A 25,840-nucleotide genomic window follows, 5' to 3' on the forward strand; every position below is an offset into this window, starting at 1 on the left:
GCGCCGGTCGCAGAAGCGGGTCACGTCTCGATCGCCGCTGATCCGCCTGCCGAGCCGAAACCAGCCTTGCTCGACAGCATCAGCCCGAAAATCGTTCCCGATATTTCGCGCCGATGCGCTAGGGCATGGTGCCGAAAAGTTGCATGACTTTTCGGGTCACATCATGCGACAAAACAATGGCTTAGAGTGGAATGGCGATTCCAGTTTATCGCATTCCGCTCTAGACTTCCTCGAGTTCCGTTAGCGTGCCGTGAACGTCGCCCGGATGCAAGAACAGCACCGGCTTGCCGTGAGCGCCGATCTTCGGTTCGCCGTTGCCGAGAACCCTGGCACCGGCCGCGACAAGATGATCGCGCGCGGCGCGGATGTCGGCCACATCGTAGCACAGGTGGTGCATGCCGCCCTTCGGATTCTTGGCGAGGAAGGCGGCGATCGGCGACGCGTCGCCGAGTGGCTCCAGCAGCTCGATCTTGGTGTTGTTCAGCTCAACGAACACCACGGTCACACCGTGCTCGCCGAGGGCCCGTGGCTCAGAGACCGTGGCGCCAAGGGTCGCGCGATAGGTGGCGCTGGCGGCCATCAGATCCGGCACCGCCAGGGCGACATGGTTCAAGCGCAAGAGCATCGGCATAACCTCTCCTGGTCGCGCGTTTCATGACGTGCCCGCCAGCGCCGCGCCACCCAACTCGTCCGCGCGCTGGTGACCCGCACACCAACCTGCGGCCGGCGCCAGCATCGGCCCGAAAATCGGAATCGATTTTCGGCAAAGTACGATGCGTCGATTCAAAGAGTTTGAGCATTTGTTCTGCGTCCGATCGAACGCAGGGCACTCTAAGGCATCGACACGAAGACGGTCACAATCGGCTTCTTGCCCCAGGCATCGGCCGCGGCAAAACGCACCGCCCGGCGAACCGCCTCGCGCACCGTCTCGATATCCTTACGCCGCTTCGGCGGAATGCTTTCGACGGCGTCGGCCGCGGCGTCGATCAGGATGTCCTCCATGTCGTCGCCCTCTTCGTCCTCCTGCGGCAGGCCGAGGCTGACGACCTCCGGATCGTCGCGCAAGGCGAGCTTACCGTTGAGTTCGACATGAACGGCGATGTGGCCGACGAAGGACAGCCGCCGACGTTCGATGATGCCGGTCTCTTCGGGCGTGCCGATCAGCTTGCCGTCCTTGTAGAGACGGCCGACCGGAACCTCGTCGATGATCGTCGCCGGTCCCGGCGCAAGCCGCACCACCTTGCCGTTGCGGGCCGGAACGACCGTCGAGACGCCGGCCTCCTCCGCAAGCGCCGCATGGGCGACGAGATGCGCCGCCTCGCCATGGGCTGGCACCGCGATCTGCGGGCGAACCCATGCATACATCTGCTTCATCTCGCTGCGGCGCGGATGGCCGGAGACGTGGACAAGCTTTTCGCCATCCTCGAGCACGGTGATGCCGCGATCGATCAGCGCGTTCTTGATCTCGATGATACCCTTTTCGTTGCCCGGGATCGAACGCGACGAAAAAATCACCATATCGCCCTTCGACAGGCTGACCGCCGGATGGTCGTCCCGCGACAGCCGCGCCAGCGCGGCGCGCGGCTCGCCCTGGCTCCCGGTCAGGATGATCACGGCCTTTTCCCGCGGGACGTAGCCGAAATCCTGTTCGGACAAGAATGGCGGCAGGCCCTCCAGATAGCCGAGTTCATCCGAGACGTCGACGACGCGGCGCATCGAACGTCCCATCAGAAGCACCTGCCGGTCGGCGTCGCGGGCCGCCTCAGCGACGGCGCGGATCCGCCCGACATTCGACGAAAAGGTGGTGACCGCCACTCGGCCGGGGGCTTCGGCGATGATCTTGGCGAGCGAGGCCGACACCTCGCGCTCGCTGGGGCTGACGCCATCGCGCATGGCATTGGTGGAATCGGCGATCATGGCGAGGACACCCTCGTCGCCGATCGCACGCAATCTGGTTTCGTCGGTCGGTGCGCCGAGTACCGGCGTCGCGTCGATCTTCCAGTCGCCGGTGTGCAGCACCGTGCCCGCCGGCGTGCGGATCGCCAGCGCCACCGGCTCCGGGATCGAATGGGTGACGTTGACCGCCTCGATCTCGAACGCGCCGAGCCTGAAGCGGTCGCCGGCCTTGAACACCGTCACCGGAATATCGGGCGAGCCGGGCTCGCCCTCACGTTTGGCGGCCAACAGGCCGGCGGTGAAAGCGGTGGCGTGGACCGGCGCTTTCAGCCGCGGCCACAGGTCGAGCAGCGCGCCGAAATGATCCTCATGCGCGTGGGTGATGACGATGCCCTTGAGCTTCAGCCGCTGCTCTTCAATGAAGCGGATATCCGGCAGCACGAGGTCGACGCCCGGCATCTCCGGCCCGGCAAAGGACACACCGCAATCAACGACGATCCACTCCCGTTCTGCCTCGCGGCCGAAGCCATAGAGGGCGAAATTCATGCCGATCTCGCCGACACCGCCGAGCGGGCAAAACACCAGCTCGCTCTTGTTATCGTTGTTCATCAAGCCTCTGACTATTGGTCTCGTACCGACGCGACGGCACCGAAATGCACATCACCCGCCGCGATGCGGATCGCACGACCATCGGGTTCTCGCACCACAAGATGGCAGTCGGCATCGATCGTTTCAAACACACCGCGCACGATCCGGCCGCCAAGATCGACAGCCACCTGCGAACCGATTCCGGCCGCGGAGCGAAGCCACTTGTCGCGCACCGCGCTGAGGTCACGGCCGTCCCGCCAGAGCCTCAGATTGTCGACAAACGCATCGCTGAGCGCAAAGAACAATTCGCCCGCCGAACACGGACTACCGATTTCCTTCAGGTCGGTCGCTGGATAGGGCGTACCCGACGGATGGTCAACGACATTGACGCCGATCCCGATCGCCACCGCCACATCGGACGTTCCGACGCCACTGGTCTCCAACAGGATTCCGGAGAGCTTCGCGCCATTGGCCAGAACGTCGTTCGGCCATTTCAGCGTGAATCGGCCACCATTGGCCAGATCGCCGCCGTCCGGGGCGATCGCCACCCGGTCACGCGGCAGCACAACGTCAAGCGCGTCGCGCAGCGCCAGCGCTGCCACAAAACCGAGAGCGGCGGCCGCATTGATCTCAACCGTCGGCCGGATGAGCAGGGTCGCCGCGAGATTGCCTTTTTGTCCGACCCAGGGCCGGCCACGCCGCCCTCGCCCACCGGTCTGATGATCGGTCACCAGCCACAGCTTATCCGCTTCACCGGCCGCCGCCCGCTGCAGAGCGAGCGCATTGGTCGAGCCGATCTCAGCAAAGGTCTCAAGCCGAAAACCGGCCGCAATCGCGGTGGGTGAAAGGTTGAATCCCGCAGCCACCGTCAAAAGAATGTTTTCGCCGCGGCCTCAGCCGCCGCGAAGATCGGGCTGCCGATGAAGATGTAGATCGGGAAAACGACGAGGCCGGTGACCCACAGCACCGCGCGCAACTCGATCGCCATCGGCACGAAAGCCTCGGCCGGCGCTTCGAACCACATCGTCTTGACGACGCGCAGATAGTAAAACAGGCCGACGACGCTGGCGAGCACGCCGATGATGGCAAGCGGCCACAGCCCGGCATGCACCGCGGCCATGAAGACGAAGTACTTGCCGATGAAGCCGACGAGCGGCGGCAGTCCGGCGAGCGACAGCATCATGATCGTTAGGAACAGCGCCATCACTGGATTGGTCTGCGACAGACCGGCGAGATCGTCGATCTCCTCGACCATGCCCTCGCGGCGGCGCATCGCCAGGATGACGGCGAAGGTGCCGAGGGTCATCACCAGATAGATCGCCATATACAGCAGCACGCCGCGCACGCCCTCGACATTGGCCGCAGCGAGGCCGACCAGCGCATAGCCCATATGGGCGATCGAGGAATATGCCATGAGGCGTTTGATGTTGCGCTGGCCGATCGCGGCGAAGGCGCCAAGCAGCATCGAGGCGATCGAGATGAAGACGATGACCTGCTGCCAGTCGCCGACCAGCGAACCGAAGCTCTGCACGGTAAAGCGGGTGATCAGCGCCATCGCCGCGATCTTCGGGGCGCCGGCGAGGAAGGCGGTGATCGGCGTCGGCGCGCCCTCATAAACGTCCGGAGTCCACATATGGAATGGCACGGCGGAGATTTTGAAAGCCAGGCCGGCGAGGACGAAGACGATACCGACCATCAGGCCGAGCGAGTGGCCTCCCGACGAGACGACGCGGGCGATCTCGGTGAATTCGATCTGTCCGGTGAAGCCGTAAACCATCGACGCGCCATAGAGCAGCATGCCCGAGGACAGCGCGCCGAGCACGAAATATTTGAGGCCGGCTTCCGTCGAGCGCACCGAATCCCGGTTGATCGCGGCGAGCACGTAGATCGCCAGCGACATCAGTTCGAGGCCGAGATAAAGCGCGATCATATCGGCGGCCGACACCATCACCATCATGCCCGTGGTCGACAGGAGCACCAGGACCGGGAACTCGAAGCGGTTGAAGCGCTCGCTCTCGGCAAAGCCCACCGACATGATCACCGCCGCCGCCGAGCCGACGAGGACCAGGATCTTCATGAAGCGGGCAAAGGGATCGAGGACGAAGGAGCCGCCGAAGGCCGTGCCGAGCGGCGTAATCAGGATCAACCAGAGCGCCGCGATGATGATCACCGCGACCGAGAGGCCCGTCACCGTCTGCGAGCTTTTCTCGCCCATGAAAACGCCAAACATCAACAGGAACATCGCCCCGACGGAAAGGATCAGTTCGGGCGCGACGATCGAAAGGCTGCTAGCGAGCATATCGGGCATCATGGGCTGTGGGCCTCGGAACTATAATTGTGCATCCGGTCCCGCAAGCGACGGACCGGGATGCCTGGAGAGCAAACATCTGTGCGCGGGGCAGATCAAGCCGCCCCGCAACGGGATCATTGGGCGAGCGCCGCGGCCACCGTATGCGCCCCGTTGGCTTCAAGAGCCGCCGTATAGCTGGTGACGAGGTGCTCGACCGACGCCGCGGTCACATGAAAGACCGGCATCGGATAGACGCCGAAGAAGATGACCAGGACCACCAGCGGATAGAGCAGCAGCTTCTCCCGCCCCGACAGGTCGAGGATCGAGCGCAGGCTCTCTTTCTCCAGCGCACCGAAGATCACCCGGCGATAGAGCCATAGGGCGTAAGCGGCTGACAGGATGACACCGGTCGCGGCAAAGATCGCCACCCAGGTGTTGACCTTGTACACCGCCAGCATGGTCAAAAATTCGCCGACAAACCCACTGGTGCCCGGCAGGCCGACATTCGCCATGGTGAAGATCAGCATCACCACCGCGTAATGCGGCATCCGATTTACAAGGCCGCCATAGGCCGCGATCTCACGGGTATGCATGCGGTCATAGACCACGCCGACGCAGAGGAACAGCGCACCCGAGACCAAGCCGTGCGAGAGCATCTGGAAGATCGCACCCTCGACGCCCTGCTGATTGGCGGCGAAGATGCCCATTGTCACGAAGCCCATATGGGCGACCGACGAATAGGCGATCAGCTTTTTGATATCCTCCTGCATCAGCGCGACCAGCGAGGTGTAGATGATCGCCACCACCGACAGCGTGAACACGAAGGGCGCGAAATCCGCCGAAGCAATCGGGAACATCGGCAGCGAGAACCGCAGGAAGCCGTAGCCGCCGAGCTTCAACAGGATACCGGCAAGGATCACGGAGCCGGCGGTCGGCGCCTCGACGTGGGCGTCCGGCAGCCAGGTATGCACCGGCCACATCGGCATCTTCACCGCGAAGGAGGCGAAGAAGGCAAGCCACAACCAAGTCTGCATTTCAGCCGGGAACGGATGCTGCAGGAGCTCCGGGATCGAGGTCGTGCCGGCGTTCCAATACATCGCCATCATGGCGATCAGCATCAGCACCGAGCCAAGGAAGGTGTAGAGGAAGAACTTGTAGCTCGCATAGATGCGGCGCTTGCCGCCCCACACGCCGATGATCAGGAACATCGGAATGAGGCCGCCCTCGAAGAAAATGTAGAAGAGGACGAGATCCAGCGAGCAGAAGACACCGATGACCAGCGTTTCCAGCACGAGGAAGGCGATCATATAGTCCTTCACCCGCGTCTTGACGGACTCGAAGCTCGCCAGGATGCAGATCGGCATCAGGAAGGTCGTGAGGATCACGAACAGCATCGAGATGCCGTCGACCCCCATGTGATAGGTGATGCCGTCATCGCCGAGCCAGCGGACCTTCTCGACCATCTGGAATCCTGGATTAGACGGATCGAAATCGATCCAGATCCAGAGCGAAACGATGAAGGTGAACACCGTCGTCAACAGCGCGACGTTGCGCACGTTGCGCCGGGCAAGCTCGTTGTCGTCCTTGATGAAAAGGATGAGGAGCGCGCCAACCAGCGGCAGGAAGGTGACGGTCGAAAGGATCGGCCAGTCGGTCATCAGTTCGCTCCCCCGAGCATGCCCCAGGTAACCAATGCGGCCACGCCGATCAGCATCGCGAATGCATAGTGATAGAGATAGCCGCTCTGCAGCCGCACCACGCGGCCGGTGACGTCGAGGACGCGGGCGGAAACACCATCCGGCCCGAGGCCGTCGATGATCTTGCCGTCACCCGTCTTCCAAAGAGTTCGGCCGATGCGCTTGGCCGGCTGCACGAACAGGAAGTCATACAGCTCATCGAAGTACCACTTGTTGAGCAGGAACAGATACAAGCCGCGATTGCGCGTCGCCAGATCTTTCGGCAGGCTCGGCCGCGAGATGTACATGACATAGGCGACGAGAAAGCCGCCCACCATCATCAACGTCGGCAGGAACGAGACCAAGAACGGGATCGCGTGCATGTCGTGGAGGACATGATTGTTCGTGCCGGTGTAGAGCGCGGCATGCCAGAAGTGCTCGTAGCCCTCACCGATGAAGGCGTGCTCGAAGACGATACCGGCAAACAGCGCACCGGCGGCGAGCACGAACAGCGGCACCAGCATCACCGCCGGCGACTCGTGAACGTGATGCATCACGTCGGCGGCGGCGCGCGGCTTGCCGTGGAAGGTCATGAACAACAAGCGCCAGGAATAGAAGCTGGTCAGCGCCGCGGCGATCACCGTCATTCCCCAGCCATAGAGGGCGAAGGAATTATGGCCGGCATAGGCCGCCTCGATGATCGCGTCCTTCGAGTAGTAGCCTGCCGTGAACGGAAAGCCGGTCAGCGCCAGCGAGCCGATCACCATCATCCAGTAAGTGATCGGGATGTGCTTCCTGAGGCCGCCCATGCGCCGCATGTCCTGCTCGTCGGAGACGGCGTGGATCACCGAGCCGGCGCCGAGGAACAGAAGCGCCTTGAAGAAGGCGTGGGTGAACAGGTGGAAGATCGCCGGACCGTAGGCACCGACGCCGAGCGCGGTGAACATGTAGCCGAGCTGCGAACAGGTCGAATAGGCGATGACGCGCTTGATGTCGTTCTGGACGAGGCCAACGGTCGCGGCGAAGAACGCCGTCGTCGCGCCGATGAAGGTGACGAAGGTCAGCGCTGTGGAACTCAATTCGAACACCGGCGACATGCGCGCCAGCATGAAGACGCCGGCGGTCACCATCGTCGCGGCGTGGATGAGGGCCGAGACCGGGGTCGGGCCTTCCATCGCGTCCGGCAACCAGGTGTGCAGGCCGAGCTGCGCCGACTTGCCCATGGCGCCCATGAAGAGCAGCAGACAGACCACGGTGACCGCGCCGCCCATGGTGAGCGCGTAACCGGCAAAGGTCATAACGATATCGCCGGCACCATGGGCCGCCTGCGCCCCCGCCTCGGCCGCGGAGTGCGCCGCGCCACCGCCGAGCGTCGCGGCGACATCGGCCGCGCCGGCGAAGATGGTGTCGAAATTGACCGAGCCGAACAGCACGAAAATGCCGAAGATGCCCAGGGCAAAGCCGAAGTCGCCGACGCGGTTGACGATGAAGGCCTTCATCGCCGCGGCATTGGCGCTTGGCTTCTGGTACCAGAAGCCGATCAAGAGGTAGGAGGCGAGACCGACGCCTTCCCAGCCGAAGAACATCTGCACCAGATTGTTCGACGTCACCAGCATCAGCATGGCGAAGGTGAAAAGCGACAGATAGGCAAAGAAGCGCGGCCGGTGCGGATCGTGGTGCATGTAGCCGATCGAATAGATGTGCACCAAGGTCGACACCGTGTTGACGACGACCAGCATGACCAGCGTCAGGCGATCGATCCGCAGCGACCAGGACACGTCCAGCCCGCCCGACTGTATCCATTGGAGCAGCGGAACACGCAGCGTCTCCCCCTCGCCGAAGCCGAAGGAGATGAAGGCGATCCAGGACAGGACCGCAGCCACCACCATGAAGCTGCAGAGCGTGTATTCGCAGGCCTTGGCGCCGAGCTGCTTGCCGAAGAGACCGGCGATCAGGAAACCTGCAAGCGGCAGGAGGACGATGATCGTGTACACCGCGATCAGCCTTTCATCGTGTTGACGTCGTCGACGGCGATCGAGCCGCGATTGCGGAAGAAGACGACGAGAATGGCGAGGCCGATCGCAGCTTCGGCCGCAGCGACCGTCAGAATGAAGAGCGCAAAGACCTGGCCGACCAGATCGCCGAGGAACGCCGAGAACGCCACCATGTTGATGTTCACCGCGAGCAGGATCAGTTCCACCGACATCAGGATGGTGATGATGTTCTTGCGGTTCATGAAGATGCCGAAAACGCCCGTCACGAAGAGGATCGCCGCAACTGTCAGGTAATGGCCGAGACCGATTTCCATTGTATTCGGTTCCTTTCGCCTCAGATGCCCCGGCCGCTTTCGACCTTGCGGATCTCGATGGCGGTTGCGGGAGTCCGTGCGACCTGGGCAGGGATCGACTGGCGCTTCAAGCCCTGCTTGTGGCGCAGCGTCAGCACGATTGCACCGACCATCGCAACGAACAGGATCAGCCCGGCGAGCTGGAAGAAGAAAATGTAGCGGGTATAAAGAACATGGCCGAGCGCCTGGATGTTCGACATCTCGGTCAGCGGCGGCGTCGGCATCGCCGTCGCGGTCGCCAGTGCCGGATGATAGGCGCTGCCGGTGCCGGCGATGACCAGTTCGGCAAGAAGGACGAGGCCGATGATCAGGCCGAAGGGCGCGTATTTCATCGCCCCCTGCTTCATCCGCCCGAAGTCGAGATCGAGCATCATCACGACGAAGAGGAAGAGGATCGCCACCGCGCCGACATAAACCACGATCAGGATGAGCGCCAGGAACTCGGCCCCTGCGAGCAGGAACAGGCCCGCCGCTGCGACGAAGGTCAGGATCAGGAACAACACCGAATGAACGGGGTTTCGAGCGAGCACGACCATCATCGCAGCACCAACCGCGATGAACGCAAAGATATAGAAAAAGAATGCCTGAAGGCCGAGCATTCTCGGGCTCCCCTCATGTTCCGATCCGCAGCAAGGGGCCGCGTCGTTCCGTCCTTAGAGCGACATTTTAGAAGAAATCAAATGTCCGCTCTAACCATCTGATTTCATCATGCCAGAAGCAAAAGCCGCAGCTGCAGCCATCCCCTCCTGGCGGACAAGCAAGTCGGCGCCGCGATAACGTAAGCGCCGGCCCGGCCCGATTAGCGATACGGTGCGTCGAGCGCAATGTTGCGGGCGATTTCCCGCTCCCAGCGATCGCCGTTCTCAAGCAGCTTCTGCTTGTCGTAATAGAGTTCCTCGCGGGTCTCGGTCGCGAATTCGAAGTTCGGCCCCTCGACGATCGCGTCGACCGGGCAGGCCTCCTGGCAGAAACCGCAGTAAATGCACTTCACCATGTCGATATCGTAACGGACCGTGCGGCGGGTGCCGTCGTTGCGGCGCGGGCCGGCTTCGATGGTTATCGCCTGAGCCGGGCAGATCGCCTCGCACAGCTTGCAGGCAATGCAGCGCTCCTGGCCGTTGGGATAACGGCGCAGCGCATGTTCGCCGCGAAAGCGTGGCGACACCGGGCCTTTTTCGTAGGGGTAGTTCAACGTCGCCTTCGGCGCGAAGAAATACCGCATCGACAGGACAAACGCCTTGACGAACTCGATCAGGAACAGCGAGCGAACGGTCTGGGCAATCTGGGACATGGGCTTCGCCCTCCCCCTTCTCGACTTCAAGAGGCGATGGTCTGGCCGACGAACCAGCCCATCACCGGAAACAAAATCAATTGCGAGATCCGAGCAACGTTCAGCGCCATCCTGGCGCCAAGGCGTTCCGTCGGCTGCTCTTTCATCATCCGCTCGATCACGAAACCGATGACGACGAAGTCGACCACGCCAAGAGCAAGACCGACCAGAGCGCCGAGGATGCTCGGATCAATCATGTGGCCAAAGCACCCCAACCGGTGAGCTGCAGGACGAAGGCGACGATCACCACCATCGCCAGCGACAGCGGTAGGAAGACCTTCCAGCCGAGGCGCATAAGCTGGTCGTAGCGGTAGCGGGGCACGAAGGCTTTGACCATCGCGAACATAAAGAACACCAGCGCCACCTTGGCCAGGAACCAGATGATGCCCGGCACCCAGGTGAAGGGTGCGAAATTGAACGGCGGCAGCCAGCCCCCCAGGAACAGGATGGTGGTCAGGCAGCACATCAGGGTGATGGCCGCGTACTCGCCGAGCATGAACATCATATACGGGGTCGAGCCATATTCGACCATGAAGCCGGCAACGAGCTCCGATTCCGCTTCCGGCAGATCGAAAGGCGGACGGTTCGTCTCGGCCAGCGCCGAGATGAAAAACACGATGAACATCGGGAACAGGCTGAGCCAGTGCCAGTCGAGGAAGGTATTCGGCAGGCCGAGCATGGTGCCGAGACCGTTCTCCTGGGCGACGACGATGTCGCTGAGGTTCAGCGATCCGACGCAGAGCAGGACGGTGACGATGACGAAGCCGATCGAGACTTCGTAGGACACCATCTGCGCCGCCGAGCGCAGCGCCCCGAGGAAGGCGTATTTCGAGTTCGACGCCCAACCGCCCATGATCACCCCGTAGACTTCGAGCGAAGAGATGGCGAAGACGTAGAGGATGCCGATATTGATATTGGCGATCACCCAGCCGTCGGCCACCGGCACGACCGCGAAGGTTGCGAGCGCCAAGGTCACGGCAATGAGCGGTGCCAGGAGAAAGACGAACTTGTCCGAACTCGCCGGGATCGTCGGCTCCTTGATGATGAACTTCAAGAGATCGGCAAAGGACTGGAAAAGACCGAACGGACCCACCACATTCGGGCCGCGCCGCATCTGGACGGCAGCCCAGATCTTGCGGTCGGCAAGCAGGATATAGGCGATCAGGACGAGCAGAACGACCAGGAAGAGGACGCTCTGCCCGAGGATGATCAGACCGGGCAAGACATAGGTTGAAAAGAAGTCCGTCACGGTTGCCGGTCCTTATTCCGCTGCTTGGAGTGTCTCGCCGCTGGCGAGACGCGAGCACTCGGCCATCACCTTCGACGCCCGCGCGATGGGGTTCGTCAGGTAGAAATCACCAAGCTTGGAGCCAAGATGCGCATGGTCGAGGGACCCCGCCTTGTCGGCCAGCCGCAAGACATCGTCGATCGCTGCCGCCTCAACGCGGTCGGACCGCATTTGCGGGTGCGACTGGTAGAGATCACGCCGTAGCGCGGCAAGCGAATCGAAGGGCAAGGTCTTACCAAGCACCGCCGAAAGCGCCCGGATGATCGCCCAGTCCTCACGGGCGTCCCCTGGAGGAAAAGCTGCGCGAGACGCGACCTGCGCCCGGCCCTCGAGATTGACGAAAGTGCCGTCCTTCTCGGTGTAGGCCGCACCCGGCAGGATCACGTCGGCGCGATGGGCGCCGCGATCGCCATGGGTGCCGACATAGACGACGAAGGCGCCTGGCGCGATGTCGACCTCGTCGGCGCCGAGATTGAACAGCAACTCGACACTGCCCGACGTCATGTCGGCGAAGCTCAAGCCGCCCTTGCCCGGCACGAAGCCGATATCGAGGCCACCGACGCGCGATGCCGCGGTGTGGAGAACGTTGAAGCCGTTCCAGCCCTCGGTGACGGCCCCAATCTCGCTGGCGAGCGCGGCCGCCGACGCGAGAACCGCCGCACCGTTGTCGCCCGAAACCGCGCCGGACCCGACGATGATCATCGGCCGCTCGGCCTTCTTCAAGGCATCGAAGAAGCCCTTGCTTGCCTTGGCGACGTCGCTGAGGGTCTCGGTGCCAGCGCCGAGATAGGTATAGTCGTAGCGCAGATCGACATTTTCGCCGATCACGCCGACCGGAAAGCCGCCCATGCGCCAACGCTTGCGGATGCGGGCATTGAGCACCGCCGCCTCAAAGCGCGGATTGGCGCCGATGATCAGGAGCGCGTCGGCGTCTTCGATGCCGGCGATCGTGGTGTTGAACAGGTAGCTGGCGCGTCCGGCGGTCGGATCGAGCTTGACGTTGTCCTGACGGCAATCGAGCGAGGTCGAGCCGAGCAAACCGATCAGCCCCTTCAACGCCCACATCTCTTCGACCGCGGCAAGATCGCCCGCCACGGCGCCGATCTTCTCCGGCGCGGTTCCGGCGAGCTTTTCCTTGATCGCGGCGAAAGCCTCTTGCCAGCTTGCCGGTTGCAGGCGGCCGTCGCGGCGGACATAGGGCTTGTCGAGACGCTGGGTGCGCAGGCCGTCCCAGATGAAGCGGGTCTTGTCGGAGATCCACTCCTCGTTCACGGCCTCGTTCACGCGCGGCAGGATGCGCAGCACCTCGCGGCCGCGGGTATCGACCCGGATCGCCGAACCGACGGCGTCCATCACGTCGATCGACTCGGTCTTCGACAGCTCCCAAGGCCGCGCCTGGAAGGCGTAGGGCCGCGAGGTCAGCGCGCCGACCGGGCACAGATCGATGACGTTGCCCTGCAACTCGGAGGTCATCGCCTGCTCGAGGAAGGTGGTGATCTCGGCATCCTCGCCGCGACCGACGAGGCCGAGTTCCGAAATCCCGGCGACCTCGGTGGTGAAGCGGACGCAGCGCGTGCAGTGGATACAGCGCGTCATGATCGTCTTCACGAGCGGGCCGATATACTTGTCTTCGACCGCGCGCTTGTTTTCCTTGTAGCGCGAGGAATCGACGCCATAGGCCATCGCCTGATCCTGCAGATCGCACTCGCCGCCCTGATCGCAGATCGGGCAGTCGAGCGGATGGTTGATGAGCAGGAACTCCATCACGCCCTCGCGGGCCTTCTTCACCATCGGGGTGTTGGTGAACATTTCCGGCAACTCGCCGTTCGGGCCGGGGCGCAGATCGCGCACGCCCATGGCGCAGGACGCGGCAGGCTTGGGCGGGCCGCCCTTCACCTCGACGAGGCACATGCGGCAGTTGCCGGCGATCGACAGCCGCTCATGGAAGCAGAAGCGCGGGATCTCGGCGCCCGCCTCTTCCGCCGCCTGCAGCAGCGTATAGTGGTCCGGAACCTCGATCTCTTTGCCGTCGACTTTCAATTTCGCCATTATTCGACCCCCGACCGCCGCGAAGCCTCGTATACCCTAACGGCATCTTCGATCTTCACGCCGTTGATCGTCATCCCGGAAATCAGGGCGTTTTCGATCGTCATGTTGTTCAAGTTCACATTCGTGAGAAACGTGTTGGAAAGGTCTGCGTCCTCGATCCGTACGTTGCTCGAATTCACTTTGGAGTAGTCCGCGGCTGACAGGTTCACATTGCTGAACGTCGATTTCGAAAGGTCGACGTCTTCAAAAGACGATCCGGCGCAAGATGCATTGCGCACATCCAGTCCCTCCGTCTTGTCGTGAACGTTTGCCATCCTTTTACTCCGCCGCTTCCAGGACCGGCTTCACGTCGTGCGCATTGTGCGAATACTCATCGATGCGCCGCTCGATCTCGGCACGGAAGTGCCGGACGAGACCCTGGATCGGCCAGGCCGCCGCGTCGCCAAGCGCGCAAATCGTGTGACCCTCGACCTGCTTGGTGACGTCGAGGAGCATGTCGATCTCGCGCTTCTGGGCGTGGCCGGTCGCCATGCGCTCCATCACCCGCCACATCCAGCCGGTGCCCTCGCGGCATGGCGTGCACTGGCCGCAGCTCTCGTGCTTGTAGAAATACGAGATCCGGGCGATCGCCTTCACGATGTCGGTCGACTTGTCCATGACGATCACCGCGGCGGTGCCGAGCGAGGTCCTGATATCGCGTAGACCGTCGAAGTCCATCGGCGTGTCGATGATGTCGGCGCCCGGCACAAGCGGCACGGAGGAACCGCCGGGGATCACTGCGAGCAGATTGTCCCAGCCGCCGCGAATGCCGCCGCAATGCTTCTCGATCAGCTCGCGGAAGGAGATGCCCATCGCCTCTTCGACCGTGCACGGACGCTCGACATGGCCGGAAATGCAGAACAGCTTGGTTCCGGTGTTGTTCTGGCGGCCGATGCCGGCGAACCAGCTGCCGCCACGGCGCAGGATGGTCGGCGCAACGGCGATCGACTCGACGTTGTTGACCGTCGTCGGGCAGCCATAGAGGCCGACATTGGCCGGAAACGGCGGCTTCAGACGGGGCTGGCCCTTCTTGCCCTCAAGGCTTTCCAGAAGCGCCGTTTCCTCGCCACAGATATAAGCGCCGGCGCCGTGATGGACGACGATGTCGTAGTCCCAGCCGCATTTGTTGTCGCGGCCGAGATAGCCCTGTTCGTAGCACTCGTCGATCGCCAGCTGCAGCGCTTGGCGCTCGCGGACATATTCGCCGCGGACATAGATGTAGCAAGTATGGGCGCCCATCGCGAAACCGGCGATCACACAGCCTTCGATCAGCGTGAACGGGTCGTTCCGCATGATCTCGCGGTCTTTGCAGGTGCCGGGCTCCGACTCGTCGGCATTGATGACAAGATAATGTGGTCGCTCACCGACCTCCTTCGGCATGAAGGACCACTTCAGGCCGGTCGGGAAGCCCGCGCCGCCACGGCCGCGCAGCCCAGAGGCCTTCATCTCGTTGATGATCCAGTCGCGGCCCTTGCCGATGATATCGGCCGTGCCGTCAAAATGGCCACGCTTCAGCGCCGCCTTGAGGCTCTTGTCGCGCAGGCCGTAGATGTTGGTGAAGATCCGATCCTTGTCCTGAAGCATCACGCCTCTCCGTCACCGTTCTGCGCCGACCCTTGAAGATCCTTCGCCTGCCCGATCCAGCCTTCGCGCACCGCGCGGCCCCGGAATTCGAGATAATCGTCGACCCAGACGAGCTCGACCTCGCGCCACGCCGCGATCTGCGAGAAGTGGTAGACGCCGAGCTCATTCAGCTTCCCCTCGGCGACGGGGCCGACGCCGCGGATCTTCTTCAGATCGTCCTTGTCGCCCTGCGGCTGAGAGAGCAGACCCGCCGGCTTTTCGCCCGGCCGGCTGTCCGTCTTGGCGCCCTCGGCCTTGCTGTCGAAATGATCGTCCTGCGTCGGACCGGCCTTGGTGTCGGTCGTCCGCGTGCGTTCGCCCTCCATGATCGCAGGTCCGGTACCCGCCGGCTGGGTCGGACGCTTCGGATCATCAACATCCGTCGCACCTTGGCGTGCACCGCCCTCGCGGCCGGCGCCGGCAGCATGACCTTCGGCTGCGAGCGCGTCGCTCTGGCGGTGTTCAGTTTTCGGATCGACCTTGGCAGCGGACGCGGCGCCCGGTGCCGACATCGTCGGATCGGTTTCTTCGGACTCCGTGTTCGGACGGCCCGCCTCGGAAGGCGGCGTCGCGGCCGAGCCCCCAGCGCTCCTCTTGGCGCCGGCACCGTTGGCGGCATGATAGCCGTTCGGCTCGATCAGGTCATCATAGTCGCCGTTCAGCGAGGTCAGGCCGCCCAGCGGGGCCGACAGATGCCGACCATTCTGCGGGCCGGGCTGGACCTCGTCGCCGCGGCCAGCATCAAACAGATCGATGATTTCTTCCAGCCGCTCGGGCGTCAGATCCTCGTAGGTATCCTGAAACACCATCACCATCGGGGCGTTGACGCAAGCGCCGAGGCACTCCACCTCTTCCCACGACAAGGTGCCTGCCTCATTGCGATGGAACGGCTCGGCGTGGATCTTCTTGCGGCAGATCGCCTTCAGATCCTCGGCGCCCCGCAGCATGCAGGGCGTGGTGCCGCAGACCTGGACATGCGCCTTGGTGCCGACCGGATTGAGCTGGAACTGCGTGTAGAACGTTGCGACTTCGAGCACCCGGATCAGCGGCATGTCGAGCATCGCGGCGACATGTTCGATTGCCGCCTTGGTCACCCAACCGTCCTGGTCCTGCGCCCGCATCAGCAGCGGAATCACGGCAGACTGTTGGCGACCGTCCGGATATTTCTTGATCGTCGCTTCAGCCCAAGCGGCGTTCTTTTCGGTAAACGCAAAGCCAGCTGGTTGAGCGGCCTCTTCCGCGAGACGTCTGACAGACATTGGACCTCTATCTTAGAGCGGTTCAATAATCGATGTTGCGGCGCGTTCTATCACATGACGGGCAAAAGGCTAGTGACCACAGCCCGAAGTTTTGAATTGTCCACTTTCCCAAAGAAAGCGGCCGGCAGGGTCGGAAAACCCGCCTCGACGAGGATATTTTGCAGTGCGAAACCAGCTCTGGAGCCGCCTCTTTCGCACCCCCCATTCACAACGGCGTCGCCATCTAACCGGCGGCGCCCTGCCCGGGACGACTCAATCGGTCGCCAGCGGCAAAAATCAGCGATCGACTTCGCCGAACACGATGTCGAGCGTGCCGAGGATCGCCGAGACGTCCGCCAGCATGTGCCCCTTGCAGAGCACATCCATCGCCTGCAGGTGGGCAAAGCCCGGCGCGCGGATCTTGCACCGATACGGCTTGTTGGTACCGTCCGAGACCAGATACACGCCGAATTCACCCTTCGGCGCCTCGACGGCGGCGTAGACCTCGCCCTCGGGCAGATGGAAGCCTTCGGTGTAGAGCTTGAAGTGGTGGATCAGCGCTTCCATCGAGCGCTTCATCTGTCCGCGCTTCGGCGGCACCATCTTGCCGTCGATCGCGGAGACCGGGCCGGTCTTTTCCGATCCCGACAAGCGCTCGACGCACTGCTTCATGATGCGGATGGATTCGCGCATCTCGACCATGCGAATCAGATAGCGATCGTAGCAGTCGCCATTCTTGCCGATGGGGATGTCGAATTCCATCTCGTCGTAGCACTCATAGGGCTGCGCCTTGCGCAAATCCCATGCCGCGCCCGAACCGCGCACCATCACGCCGGAAAAGCCCATCGCCCAAGCATCGTCGAGATTGACCACGCCGATGTCGACATTGCGCTGCTTGAAGATGCGGTTGCCGGTGAGCAGCTCTTCAAGGTCGTCGCAGACCTTCAGGAACGGATCGCACCAGGCGCCGATATCGTCGACGAGTTGCTGATCGATGTCCTGATGAACGCCGCCCGGACGGAAATAACCGGCATGCAGCCGGGCTCCCGAGGCGCGCTCGTAGAACACCATCAGCTTTTCGCGTTCCTCAAAGCCCCACAGTGGCGGCGTCAGCGCACCGACGTCCATCGCCTGCGTGGTCACGTTGAGGATATGCGACAGGATGCGGCCGATCTCGCAGTAGAGAACGCGGATCAGCTGCCCGCGCTTCGGCACCTCGACTCCGGCGAGCCGCTCGACCGCGAGGCAGAAGGCATGCTCCTGATTCATCGGCGCGACATAGTCGAGACGGTCGAAATACGGAATCGCCTGGAGGTACGTCTTATGCTCGATCAGCTTCTCGGTGCCGCGATGCAAAAGCCCAATATGCGGATCGACGCGCTCGACGATCTCGCCGTCAAGCTCAAGCACCAGACGCAGCACGCCGTGGGCTGCCGGATGCTGCGGGCCGAAATTGATATTGAAGTTGCGGACGTCGATCTCAGCCATTCGGCTTGTCCTCTTCGGAAGCGAACTGGGCGAAGAACTCCGCCCCGGTCATCGTCTTCGTCTCATTGGCGAACGCGTACCAGGCGGGCTTGGAGTCGATGAAAATCTGATCGCTCATGGCAGCATCGCCCAAATCGTCGAACGCCATGGCGGAAATTGCGTAATGGCCGGCGTCCTTCGAACGCCAAAACAGCGACGTGCCGCAGCGGTTGCAAAAGCCGCGCTCGCCCCAGGCCGACGACTCGTAGATGCCGAGCGAGTCGGTTCCCGAAAGCACCACCGTGTCCGAAGCCTTCAACGCCATGAAAGGCGCACTCGCCCATCGCCGGCAGATATCGCAGTGGCAGACGCCGATCGCCTGCGGCTCGACATCGGCATCGATGCGAACGCCGCCGCACAGACATTTGGCCTGGAGGCGCCTATTGGCCATATCGCACCCCCCGCCTCACGGCCGCTTGGCCTTCTCGTCGCCGGGCAGCACGTAGTCGGTACCTTCCCAAGGCGAGAGGAAATCGAAGTTGCGGAATTCCTGGCGCAGTTCGACCGGCTCGTAGACCACCTGCTTTTTCTCGTCGTCGTAGTGAACCTCGACGAAGCCGGTCAGCGGGAAATCTTTCCGCAACGGATGCCCCTCAAAGCCGTAATCGGTGAGGATGCGACGCAGGTCCGGATGGCCGGTAAACAGGATGCCGTAGAAGTCGTAGGCCTCGCGCTCGAACCAGTCGGCCGCCGGAAAGACGTCACAGATCGACGGCACCGGATCGTCCTCGGCGGTCCGCACCTTGACGCGGATCCGCTGATTCTGACGCGGCGACAACAGGTGGTAGACAACCTCGAAGCGCTTCTGGCGGGCCGGATAATCGACGCCACACAAATCGATCAGATTGATGAACTGAGTCTGCGGATCGTCCCGCAACATCGTCATCGTCTTGATTAGGTTCTCTGGCGCAACGACGATCGTCAGCTCGCCGAAGAGATGCGCGCTCGACTCGAGTCTCTCACCGAGCCTTTCGGCCAGATAATCGGCCATGTCCTTGGTCGCGAAATCACGCATGCCGCAGCTCCAAGACTTCAGCGTTCGATGGTGCCGGTGCGGCGGATCTTCTTCTGCAGAAGAAGCATGCCGTAAAGCAGCGCCTCGGCGCTCGGCGGACAACCGGGAACGTAGACGTCGACCGGAACCACCCGGTCGCAGCCGCGCACCACGGAATAGGAATAGTGGTAATATCCGCCGCCGTTGGCGCAGGACCCCATGGAGATGACGTAGCGCGGCTCCGGCATCTGATCGTAGACCTTGCGCAGCGCCGGCGCCATCTTGTTGGTCAGCGTGCCGGCGACGATCATCAGATCCGACTGGCGGGGCGACGCGCGCGGCGCAAAGCCGAATCGCTCGGCGTCGTAGCGCGGCATCGACATCTGCATCATCTCAACGGCGCAGCAGGCGAGGCCGAAGGTCATCCACATCAAAGAGCCCGTGCGGGCCCACTGGATGACCTCGTCGGTCGATGTGACGATGAACCCCTTATCGGCCAGTTCGTCGTTGATTTCCGTAATGAAAGGGTCGTTGGCCGGCGCGACCGGCCGCGCCGTCGCGGCGCCGGCGCCCATGCCCGCTTCCGGGGCCCGCGGAGCGAGCGGCTTGTCGCCGATGATCAATCCCATTCCAGTGCGCCTTTTTTCCACTCGTAGACAAAGCCGACCGTCAACACGCCGAGGAACACCATCATCGACCAGAAACCGAACCAGCCAAGCGTCCCGAAGCTCGCGGCCCAGGGAAACAGGAAGGCGACTTCAAGATCGAAAATGATGAAGAGGATCGACACCAGATAAAAGCGGACATCGAACTTCATGCGCGAATCGTCGAAGGCGTCGAAGCCGCATTCGTAAGCCGAGAGCTTTTCGTCGTCCGGCGCCTTGAAGGCGAGCAGGAACGGCGAGACGAGGAGCGCCAGACCGATGATCAACGCGACACCCACGAAGATCACGATCGGCAGATAAGAGGCGAGAAGTTCGCTCATCGGACCATTTCATCCAGCGTGACGGTCGGAGGCTACGGACCCGCGTCCGCGCCAAGGGCTCGGCGGCTGATAGCGTTGCGCCATGCCGCGTCGCAGCGAGGGTTATCCCCTTCTTAGAATCAGTGCAAGGCGTTCGAGTCGCAAGTTCACGGCTAGCCGTAAGCTAGATCTCTAACTGCGCCCGCCAAGGCCTATCGCAGATGCGCGCGGCGCATGCGCAGAGACGTTCTTGCCATTTGCAGACCGGACCGCGAGGATACCGCGTGACCCTTTGGGAAGATTTTGAACGGAGAACGACTCGTGGCGGATTCGAAAGAGAACGGCTGGCTACCGATGGGCAGCGCAAAGCGCGACGGACAGCGCATTCTGGTCACGGTGCGCGGTGGCGAACAAGGGGCGGCAGAGGTCGATACCGTGCGGTTTCAGACAGTGCGCGGCAGTTCCGAGCGGTGCTGGGTGGCGACCGATATGGGACCGGACGGCCTCGTCGCCTATGACGAGGATGAACTCGTTGCCTGGATGCCTTGGCCCGAACCGACCGAGCGCACTGCCGGCGCGATCTTCCCTGCTCCGGCCAACGAAGTCGATTTCGAGGAGGCCGGCTCAGGCATCTGAGTCGGCATGACGCTGCGGCGCAGCAAGATTTCGCAGCGTCAGGCCGCACAGGAAAAATCCGCTGCCGACGGGCGATGACTCACGTCCGACCCGAGACCCGCCCAGCCAAAATGTCTCACCGACCTCAGTCGATAGCCGGGAAACCATAACAATATAAGGAAATTCTTGTCACGTCTTAAGAGTTCTTAAGACTGAAATGGCGCGAGTGACGGGGCTCGAACCCGCGACCTCCGGCGTGACAGGCCGGCACTCTAACCGACTGAGCTACACCCGCGCTTTGGCCGCCGCAGCGGCTGATGAGCGGTCGTTTACGGACTAGCCCTGCGCCTGTCAAGCGCCGAGATCGGATCGGTCGGAGAAAGCTTGCCAGACCGACATGGAACTGTGACAAATTGCGCCAAACGACCCGAATGGAGGGGATTTATGCGCGATCATGGCGGCAAGAATCGTGGCCATCATGGCCCGAACCGAAGCCTACGCCATGCCGCGACGGCTGATATCCGACGCTTCGATTCGCCCTCGCGCGCCGGGCGTTCGACAGGATGCACAAACGACGCGCGATGCTCTTGAGTCACCGCATCGAGCCCGTCGCTGAAAGACGGGCCAGAGGCGCCCCCTCGTGCGCGTCAGTTGGCGGCGATGCCCGCCTTCTCGGCCTTCTCGGTCTCGGTGCGCGTGCGCAGCGCCTCGCAAGGGTCATCGACGCTCGCGCGCGGCGTGAAAATGGTGAAGTCGTAGGGCGCGGGCTGATCTGCCTTCAACCCGTAATCGGCGGGCTTGCTGTCTTGGCCGGCGACTTCCATCATCCGCACCGACAGCGTGTGGCCGTCGGTGTCCTTCCGCTCGATGATCGATGGCACGCCGCGATCCTTGCGCACATGCCCTGCGCCGGCGATCAACACCGCCTTGTCGCCAGTTTTCGCCGCATCGATCATCGCTGCAGCGAGCGAGCGGTCACGCGCCTGCTGGGCATCGGCCATCGCCGCGAGCGCCGAGGACGGCATCAGACCACAATGGGCGTCGCGGATTTCGTCCATCAGTTCGGCAAGGTTTTCGGGCTTGACCGCATCGTCCAGCGATAACCGCTTGCGCTCCTCGGGCGGGAGAGCGCTAAGTCCATTGCGGGCCATGGAGCTGACGACCGCAGGGTCGAGATCGCCGCCGGAGACTGGCAGCCCCTCGCTCTTGGCCGCTTCGAACAGCGGCCGGTACATCGAAAAGTCCGGCCATCCGCGCTGCGACCACGCCAGCTTGTCGCCAAGCGTATCGAGATCAAGCGACATGTCGGACTTGGTTCCGAAATCCGCAACAACGCCGTTCAGATGCTGCGGAATCATCTCGAAGACCAGCGCCATATCGTTCGATTCTTTGGCAAGATCGGAAACGATGTCGGCCTGCAGGCGATGATGATCGGGATTGTCGTGATTTTCGCCGAGCAGAAGATAGCGGGCAGACTGGGCAGCGCCAAGCAACGATGCGGCGTCGGACGGGCGGCCATCACCCTGGAAGATGCCCCCCACCAGCGGATTGTCGCTGAAGAACCTGGATTTCCAATGCGCCTCGTCATCATCGAAACCCCGATTGGAAAGCCGGGTCGTTTCGAAGGCCGGATGCACCGCAGCGTCCGTAGCCGCCGCATCGCCCGCCGCGGCGACTTTGTTGAGAAAGGCAGCGGCACCATTCTTCGTACCGGTCGGTGTCGCGTCCGGAGCCAGCGCCGTTGCGCCGGCACCGCCAGCACCGTCACCATCGCCATCCGTAGCGCCCGCCGTCAACGCGCGGTGCGATGCCCCTGCGAAAGGCTCGACCGTCGCCACATGCACGGAGGCGAAATCCTCGTCGCCCTTCTTACGATAGGCGAGTGAAACCCGATCCGACACACCCGGATCGCCAAACTTATCTCCGGCTGCCTTGTCATCGTCGGCAGCCTGAGCCGTCTTCGGAACACGTGACGTCGCCAGAGCTGCGGGCACCGACGGGTCGGCCGGAATGCTCTGCGCAACGCTGTATCCGATCCCACCGAGGACCGCTGCAAGCGACGGAACGATCCAATGACGTCGTTTCAAGTTTGAAGGCCCCCAGAACTCCAAATGGCAGCTTTGTCTCCTTCCCCAAGGAATCAAAGCCTTCGCACACTTTCCGCATTGCGCAATCTTGTGGCAAAACTATTGCAGAACAGCTGTTGGCGACAAAAATATCCGCCCGAAAGGTTTCGTCCACAGGCTTTGACCGGATTTTGCCGTCATTTCTCCCCTAGCAACGCCCGCGCGGTGATCATCCGCATGATTTCATTGGTGCCCTCGAGGATCTGATGAACCCGAAGATCGCGAACGATCTTCTCGATTCCATAGTCGGCGAGATAGCCATAGCCACCATGCAGTTGCAGCGCCATATTGGCGACCTCGAAGCTGGTGTCGGTGACAAAGCGCTTGGCCATGGCGCAGAACTTCGTCGCGTCGGGGGCCTTGCAGTCGAGCTTCCACGCCGCCTGGCGCAGAAACACGCGAGCAGCCTGCAGCTCGGTCTCCATATCGGCGAGGCGGAACTGCAGCGCCTGAAATTCGGTCAGCGCTCGGCCGAAGGCTTTTCGCTCGCGCATATAGTTGACCGCCTTGTCGAGCGCGGCCTGGGCAGCGCCGAGAGCGCAGGCAGCAATGTTGAGCCGCCCCCCGTCGAGCCCCATCATCGCGTAGAAAAAGCCCTTGCCCGCCTCGCCGAGAAGGTTCGTCGCCGGCACCCGGCACGCGTCGAAATGCACCTCAGCGGTCGGCTGTGCGGTCCAGCCCATCTTGGTTTCCGGCGCCCCGAAGCTGAGGCCCGGCCGGCCGTTTTCGACGAGAATCGCTGAAATCCCGCGCGCCCCGGCCTCGCCAGTGCGGGCCATGACGAGGTAAAGGTCGGAGAAGCCCGCGCCCGAAATGAAACTCTTGGTGCCATCGAGCACATAGTCATCGCCCTCGCGCCGGGCGCTGGTGCGCAGCGCCGAGGCATCCGAGCCCGAGCCGGGCTCGGTCAGGCAGTAGCTGCCAACAGCCTGCATCGTGGCCAGCTTCGGCAGCCATTCGGCCCGCTGAGCGTCGGTGCCGAAGCTGTCGACCATCCAGGCGACCATGTTGTGGATCGACAGAAAGGCCGAGACCGTCGGATCGCCATAAGACAGCGCCTCGAAGATCAGCGCGGCGTCGAGGCGTGACAGGCCGGAGCCATAGTCGTCGCGCACATAGATCGCCGCCATGCCAAGCTGTGCAACCTCCTCCAACACCTCGCGCGGCAGGCTCTTGTCGGCCTCCCAGACGGCCGCGAACGGCGCCATCTTCTCCGTCGCAAAGCCGCGCGCCATCGCAAAGATCTGCTCCTGCTCGTCACTCAGCGCGAAATCCATCGAACCGCTCCCTCGCCCCCGTCACCTCGCCCGAAAATGCCAGCGCCTGGCGCTTTTCGAGAGGCGGCATCCAGCCAGACCCGGCGGCATTGTGATGCCACCTCGTGGATTGAATTTGACATTTGCATCCCGGTTGGGGTCGTCCTTTGGATGAAATGTCAAATTCGAAAAATCCCCGAGGATCATAACCTTGGCTCGTGGTCATTGCGATTCCGACATGTGCTGTGCGGTCTCCACACCACGGGACCAAATGTCGGAATCGGAACACCGGCGCGCGCCGCGTCGGTTTGGATGCAACACGCCTTGTCACGATTCTTTCGCGAAATGTGGGTTCTGCCCGGCTCAAACTTGGAAGCAGTCCTTGCAATTCTTCCGAACTGTCATTGATGGAACGGAACCCTCGTGCAGTTCTTCGGCCTGATTGCCAAGATGGCGCTCAAGGCCATCCGTGGAGACGGCGCTCTGCCAACGCTAGCCATCCGCTTGGTCACGGCTCCCTCTTTGAAACAGGCAAAGCCGGGGGCGCCACCGCCCCCGGCTTTGTCGTCATGGCAAAATACTGAGAATTATGACGTGAGAGCGTCCGTTTTGGCCTTTTGAAAGACGCAAGGTGCTCGAATGTCGCTCAGTGGATCCCCTGTTTCAAGGCCTTTACCGCAGCATCGATGTCGGTCAGGACATCGAAGCGGTTGAGCATCTCGCCGAAGCGGCGAACGATCGTTGTCAGTTCTTCCTCAGATAGGAGATTGAGGATGCCGACACGCACCTGCGTCGGCTCCGACAGCGTCGGCCAAATGCCGAATCCTTCACTCCGGCAGGCGGTAACGAACTCCTTTTCCCGGCCCTTCAGATCACCCGGCAGATCGAGCACGATCAGGCTGGTCATGTTCGAGGTGATAGTGCAGCCCATCGCCTGCAGCGCCGCCCGCAGCGCCCGTTCAGCGGTGCGGTAGCGCTCCGAGCGCTGCAACAGACCCTGCTCCAGCACCATGCGCAGCGCCTCATGGAAAGAAGCGACGGCATAGGGCGAGTGGGTGCGATGATAGGTGCCCTTCTCGACGTCCTGGCCATCGATAATGCCCCAATGACGCGCCTCCATCAGCGGGTGATGGACGAAGCTGCGGGCACCGATTTTGCGCAATTCGGCAATGTAGCGGTCGGAAAAGCTCACCGGCGCATAGGTCAAAGGCAACGCCATCATACCCTTTTGCGGACAGGACGCCCAGCCGACGATGCCGGGATGGTCATCGATCTTCAGTTCCGCAATGCCGAGTGAGGAGACCGCGTCGATCAGCCCCAGTACGCCGTGGCGCTCGCAGGCCTCGGAGAACCCTTTGACGTCGTTGACGCGGCCGGAGCCGGTTTCCCAGTGGGCCATTGCCGCCCATTTCGGCTTGTGCTCGGCCAACGCCGCCTCGACGATCTCGCCGGTGACGGATTGGCCGTGCGGCACTCGGATGGTGATGACGGAGGCAGCCTGGGGGTCGAGCGGATTGGCGTTCAGCTCCTCCTCGGTCGCCGCTTTCATACGGACCGACAGCGCGTCGATGTCAGAGAAGGTGCCGTTGACGAACATCACGATCTTGTCGCCCGGATGGACGACCGAGAACATGGCGTCGAGACCGCTCCAGCCGGTGCCGGCGATGCCGAAGGTGTGGACGTTTTGGGTGCCGAAGATCTCGCGCAGCATCTGCTTGCACTCGATCATGCCGCGCAGGACGTCCGGCTGCATGTGATCGGCAACGCCCGGGCTCGTATAAGCCGCGAGAACCCGATCGGCGGTATTGCCCGGGCCGGGACCGGCGGCGATGGTGTTCGGAATGTCGAGGCGCGGAAAAATGGGCGCGTTCATTGAGTCTCCTCCTCTTGTGACGGGGCGCATGCCGCGATGTCGCATCGCATGCCCGCACGCCGATCTGGCAAACGGGCCCAGTCACGCCCTTGATTGCAAAAAGACGGTGCGACAGGGTTTT

General features: G+C 62.6%; 24 protein-coding genes and 1 tRNA gene. 1 reads left to right on the plus strand and 24 read right to left on the minus strand.

The features are described from left to right. Positions 1–220 precede the first annotated feature (220 nt). From mce to J1C48_RS14525, 20 genes are all read right to left on the minus strand, one after another. Positions 221–625 carry a methylmalonyl-CoA epimerase gene (mce, locus tag J1C48_RS14430; protein ID WP_207258699.1) on the minus strand — a complete coding sequence of 135 codons (405 nt, stop codon included), beginning with the start codon at positions 623–625 and terminating at the stop codon, positions 221–223. A 206-nt stretch (positions 626–831) separates the two neighbouring features. Beyond that, a complete protein-coding gene (locus J1C48_RS14435) occupies positions 832–2,505 on the minus strand; it encodes a ribonuclease J (RefSeq protein WP_207258701.1) in 1,674 nt (557 codons plus the stop codon). A gap of 11 nt (positions 2,506–2,516) precedes the next feature. Beyond that, positions 2,517–3,350, minus strand: coding sequence for a biotin--[acetyl-CoA-carboxylase] ligase (locus J1C48_RS14440; RefSeq protein WP_207258703.1), 834 nt, complete (start codon positions 3,348–3,350; stop codon positions 2,517–2,519). A 2-nt stretch (positions 3,351–3,352) separates the two neighbouring features. Further along, positions 3,353–4,795, minus strand: coding sequence for an NADH-quinone oxidoreductase subunit NuoN (gene nuoN, locus J1C48_RS14445; RefSeq protein WP_207258705.1), 1,443 nt, complete (start codon positions 4,793–4,795; stop codon positions 3,353–3,355). 113 nt (positions 4,796–4,908) lie between these two features. Further along, positions 4,909–6,432, minus strand: a complete 1,524-nt coding sequence (locus J1C48_RS14450; RefSeq protein WP_207258707.1) for an NADH-quinone oxidoreductase subunit M — start codon at positions 6,430–6,432, stop codon at positions 4,909–4,911. After that, the gene (gene nuoL, locus J1C48_RS14455) at positions 6,432–8,444 is read right to left on the minus strand and encodes an NADH-quinone oxidoreductase subunit L (RefSeq protein WP_207258708.1); all 2,013 of its coding nucleotides are present in this window, start codon (positions 8,442–8,444) and stop codon (positions 6,432–6,434) included. The genes J1C48_RS14450 and nuoL overlap by 1 nt, the downstream gene beginning before the upstream one ends. A gap of 5 nt (positions 8,445–8,449) precedes the next feature. Then, positions 8,450–8,758: an NADH-quinone oxidoreductase subunit NuoK gene (gene nuoK / locus J1C48_RS14460; protein ID WP_134760481.1), complete on the minus strand. Its 309-nt coding sequence runs from the start codon at positions 8,756–8,758 to the stop codon at positions 8,450–8,452. Positions 8,759–8,778: 20 nt separating this feature from the next. Continuing rightward, entirely contained in the window at positions 8,779–9,396 is a 618-nt protein-coding gene (locus J1C48_RS14465; protein ID WP_207258709.1) for an NADH-quinone oxidoreductase subunit J, read from the minus strand. 200 nt (positions 9,397–9,596) lie between these two features. Beyond that, on the minus strand, positions 9,597–10,088 hold the full coding sequence (nuoI, locus tag J1C48_RS14470) for an NADH-quinone oxidoreductase subunit NuoI (protein ID WP_207258710.1): 492 nt from the start codon (positions 10,086–10,088) through the stop codon (positions 9,597–9,599). Positions 10,089–10,114: 26 nt separating this feature from the next. Then, on the minus strand, positions 10,115–10,324 hold the full coding sequence (locus J1C48_RS14475) for a hypothetical protein (RefSeq protein ID WP_207258711.1): 210 nt from the start codon (positions 10,322–10,324) through the stop codon (positions 10,115–10,117). After that, positions 10,321–11,376 carry an NADH-quinone oxidoreductase subunit NuoH gene (gene nuoH / locus J1C48_RS14480; RefSeq protein WP_207258712.1) on the minus strand — a complete coding sequence of 352 codons (1,056 nt, stop codon included), beginning with the start codon at positions 11,374–11,376 and terminating at the stop codon, positions 10,321–10,323. Before nuoH ends, J1C48_RS14475 begins: the two co-directional genes overlap by 4 nt. A gap of 12 nt (positions 11,377–11,388) precedes the next feature. Further along, positions 11,389–13,464 carry an NADH-quinone oxidoreductase subunit NuoG gene (nuoG, locus tag J1C48_RS14485; RefSeq protein ID WP_207258713.1) on the minus strand — a complete coding sequence of 692 codons (2,076 nt, stop codon included), beginning with the start codon at positions 13,462–13,464 and terminating at the stop codon, positions 11,389–11,391. Continuing rightward, positions 13,464–13,778 (minus strand): pentapeptide repeat-containing protein, encoded by a 315-nt coding sequence (locus tag J1C48_RS14490; RefSeq protein ID WP_207258714.1) that lies wholly within the window; start codon positions 13,776–13,778, stop codon positions 13,464–13,466. The genes nuoG and J1C48_RS14490 overlap by 1 nt, the downstream gene beginning before the upstream one ends. Positions 13,779–13,782: 4 nt before the next feature. Then, the gene (gene nuoF, locus J1C48_RS14495; protein WP_207258715.1) at positions 13,783–15,087 is read right to left on the minus strand and encodes an NADH-quinone oxidoreductase subunit NuoF; all 1,305 of its coding nucleotides are present in this window, start codon (positions 15,085–15,087) and stop codon (positions 13,783–13,785) included. Beyond that, positions 15,087–16,385, minus strand: a complete 1,299-nt coding sequence (gene nuoE / locus J1C48_RS14500) for an NADH-quinone oxidoreductase subunit NuoE (RefSeq protein WP_207258716.1) — start codon at positions 16,383–16,385, stop codon at positions 15,087–15,089. Before nuoE ends, nuoF begins: the two co-directional genes overlap by 1 nt. Before the next feature lie 276 nt (positions 16,386–16,661). Then, on the minus strand, positions 16,662–17,852 hold the full coding sequence (locus tag J1C48_RS14505) for an NADH-quinone oxidoreductase subunit D (protein WP_207258717.1): 1,191 nt from the start codon (positions 17,850–17,852) through the stop codon (positions 16,662–16,664). Further along, on the minus strand, positions 17,845–18,282 hold the full coding sequence (locus tag J1C48_RS14510) for a GFA family protein (protein ID WP_207258718.1): 438 nt from the start codon (positions 18,280–18,282) through the stop codon (positions 17,845–17,847). Before J1C48_RS14510 ends, J1C48_RS14505 begins: the two co-directional genes overlap by 8 nt. A 15-nt stretch (positions 18,283–18,297) precedes the next feature. After that, a complete protein-coding gene (locus J1C48_RS14515; protein ID WP_207258719.1) occupies positions 18,298–18,906 on the minus strand; it encodes an NADH-quinone oxidoreductase subunit C in 609 nt (202 codons plus the stop codon). Positions 18,907–18,923: 17 nt separating this feature from the next. Further along, on the minus strand, positions 18,924–19,460 hold the full coding sequence (locus J1C48_RS14520) for a NuoB/complex I 20 kDa subunit family protein (RefSeq protein ID WP_425523509.1): 537 nt from the start codon (positions 19,458–19,460) through the stop codon (positions 18,924–18,926). 44 nt (positions 19,461–19,504) lie between these two features. Then, positions 19,505–19,870 (minus strand): NADH-quinone oxidoreductase subunit A, encoded by a 366-nt coding sequence (locus J1C48_RS14525; RefSeq protein ID WP_207258721.1) that lies wholly within the window; start codon positions 19,868–19,870, stop codon positions 19,505–19,507. 300 nt (positions 19,871–20,170) lie between these two features. Between J1C48_RS14525 and J1C48_RS14530 the strand changes: the two genes are divergently transcribed. Continuing rightward, a complete protein-coding gene (locus J1C48_RS14530; protein ID WP_207258722.1) occupies positions 20,171–20,485 on the plus strand; it encodes a hypothetical protein in 315 nt (104 codons plus the stop codon). A 197-nt stretch (positions 20,486–20,682) separates the two neighbouring features. Here the strand turns inward: J1C48_RS14530 and J1C48_RS14535 are convergent. The 4 genes from J1C48_RS14535 to J1C48_RS14550 form a co-directional block, all read right to left on the minus strand. Beyond that, a tRNA-Asp gene (locus J1C48_RS14535) sits at positions 20,683–20,759 on the minus strand. 352 nt (positions 20,760–21,111) lie between these two features. Then, positions 21,112–22,551, minus strand: coding sequence for a ChaN family lipoprotein (locus J1C48_RS14540; RefSeq protein WP_207258723.1), 1,440 nt, complete (start codon positions 22,549–22,551; stop codon positions 21,112–21,114). 176 nt (positions 22,552–22,727) lie between these two features. Continuing rightward, positions 22,728–23,867: an acyl-CoA dehydrogenase family protein gene (locus J1C48_RS14545; RefSeq protein WP_207258724.1), complete on the minus strand. Its 1,140-nt coding sequence runs from the start codon at positions 23,865–23,867 to the stop codon at positions 22,728–22,730. Between the two features lie 625 nt (positions 23,868–24,492). Further along, complete coding sequence (locus J1C48_RS14550; RefSeq protein WP_207258725.1) at positions 24,493–25,719, minus strand: pyridoxal-phosphate-dependent aminotransferase family protein; 1,227 nt, start codon at positions 25,717–25,719, stop codon at positions 24,493–24,495. Positions 25,720–25,840 lie beyond the last annotated feature (121 nt).

Source organism: Jiella flava, from assembly GCF_017349315.1.
Taxonomy (GTDB): domain Bacteria; phylum Pseudomonadota; class Alphaproteobacteria; order Rhizobiales; family Rhizobiaceae; genus Jiella; species Jiella flava.

Bases quoted from the DNA above. Each gene is read 5' to 3' on its own strand.
- mce (WP_207258699.1), bottom strand. From the start codon at position 625: ATGCTCTTGCGCTTGAACCATGTCGCCCTGGCGGTGCCGGATCTGATG.
- J1C48_RS14435 (WP_207258701.1), bottom strand. From the start codon at position 2,505: ATGAACAACGATAACAAGAGCGAGCTGGTGTTTTGCCCGCTCGGCGGT.
- nuoN (WP_207258705.1), bottom strand. From the start codon at position 4,795: ATGATGCCCGATATGCTCGCTAGCAGCCTTTCGATCGTCGCGCCCGAA.
- J1C48_RS14450 (WP_207258707.1), bottom strand. From the start codon at position 6,432: ATGACCGACTGGCCGATCCTTTCGACCGTCACCTTCCTGCCGCTGGTT.
- nuoK (WP_134760481.1), bottom strand. From the start codon at position 8,758: ATGGAAATCGGTCTCGGCCATTACCTGACAGTTGCGGCGATCCTCTTC.
- J1C48_RS14465 (WP_207258709.1), bottom strand. From the start codon at position 9,396: ATGCTCGGCCTTCAGGCATTCTTTTTCTATATCTTTGCGTTCATCGCG.
- nuoI (WP_207258710.1), bottom strand. From the start codon at position 10,088: ATGTCCCAGATTGCCCAGACCGTTCGCTCGCTGTTCCTGATCGAGTTC.
- J1C48_RS14475 (WP_207258711.1), bottom strand. From the start codon at position 10,324: ATGATTGATCCGAGCATCCTCGGCGCTCTGGTCGGTCTTGCTCTTGGC.
- nuoG (WP_207258713.1), bottom strand. From the start codon at position 13,464: ATGGCGAAATTGAAAGTCGACGGCAAAGAGATCGAGGTTCCGGACCAC.
- J1C48_RS14490 (WP_207258714.1), bottom strand. From the start codon at position 13,778: ATGGCAAACGTTCACGACAAGACGGAGGGACTGGATGTGCGCAATGCA.
- nuoF (WP_207258715.1), bottom strand. From the start codon at position 15,087: ATGCTTCAGGACAAGGATCGGATCTTCACCAACATCTACGGCCTGCGC.
- nuoE (WP_207258716.1), bottom strand. From the start codon at position 16,385: ATGTCTGTCAGACGTCTCGCGGAAGAGGCCGCTCAACCAGCTGGCTTT.
- J1C48_RS14505 (WP_207258717.1), bottom strand. From the start codon at position 17,852: ATGGCTGAGATCGACGTCCGCAACTTCAATATCAATTTCGGCCCGCAG.
- J1C48_RS14510 (WP_207258718.1), bottom strand. From the start codon at position 18,282: ATGGCCAATAGGCGCCTCCAGGCCAAATGTCTGTGCGGCGGCGTTCGC.
- J1C48_RS14515 (WP_207258719.1), bottom strand. From the start codon at position 18,906: ATGCGTGATTTCGCGACCAAGGACATGGCCGATTATCTGGCCGAAAGG.
- J1C48_RS14520 (WP_425523509.1), bottom strand. From the start codon at position 19,460: ATGGGCGCCGGCGCCGCGACGGCGCGGCCGGTCGCGCCGGCCAACGAC.
- J1C48_RS14525 (WP_207258721.1), bottom strand. From the start codon at position 19,870: ATGAGCGAACTTCTCGCCTCTTATCTGCCGATCGTGATCTTCGTGGGT.
- J1C48_RS14545 (WP_207258724.1), bottom strand. From the start codon at position 23,867: ATGGATTTCGCGCTGAGTGACGAGCAGGAGCAGATCTTTGCGATGGCG.
- J1C48_RS14550 (WP_207258725.1), bottom strand. From the start codon at position 25,719: ATGAACGCGCCCATTTTTCCGCGCCTCGACATTCCGAACACCATCGCC.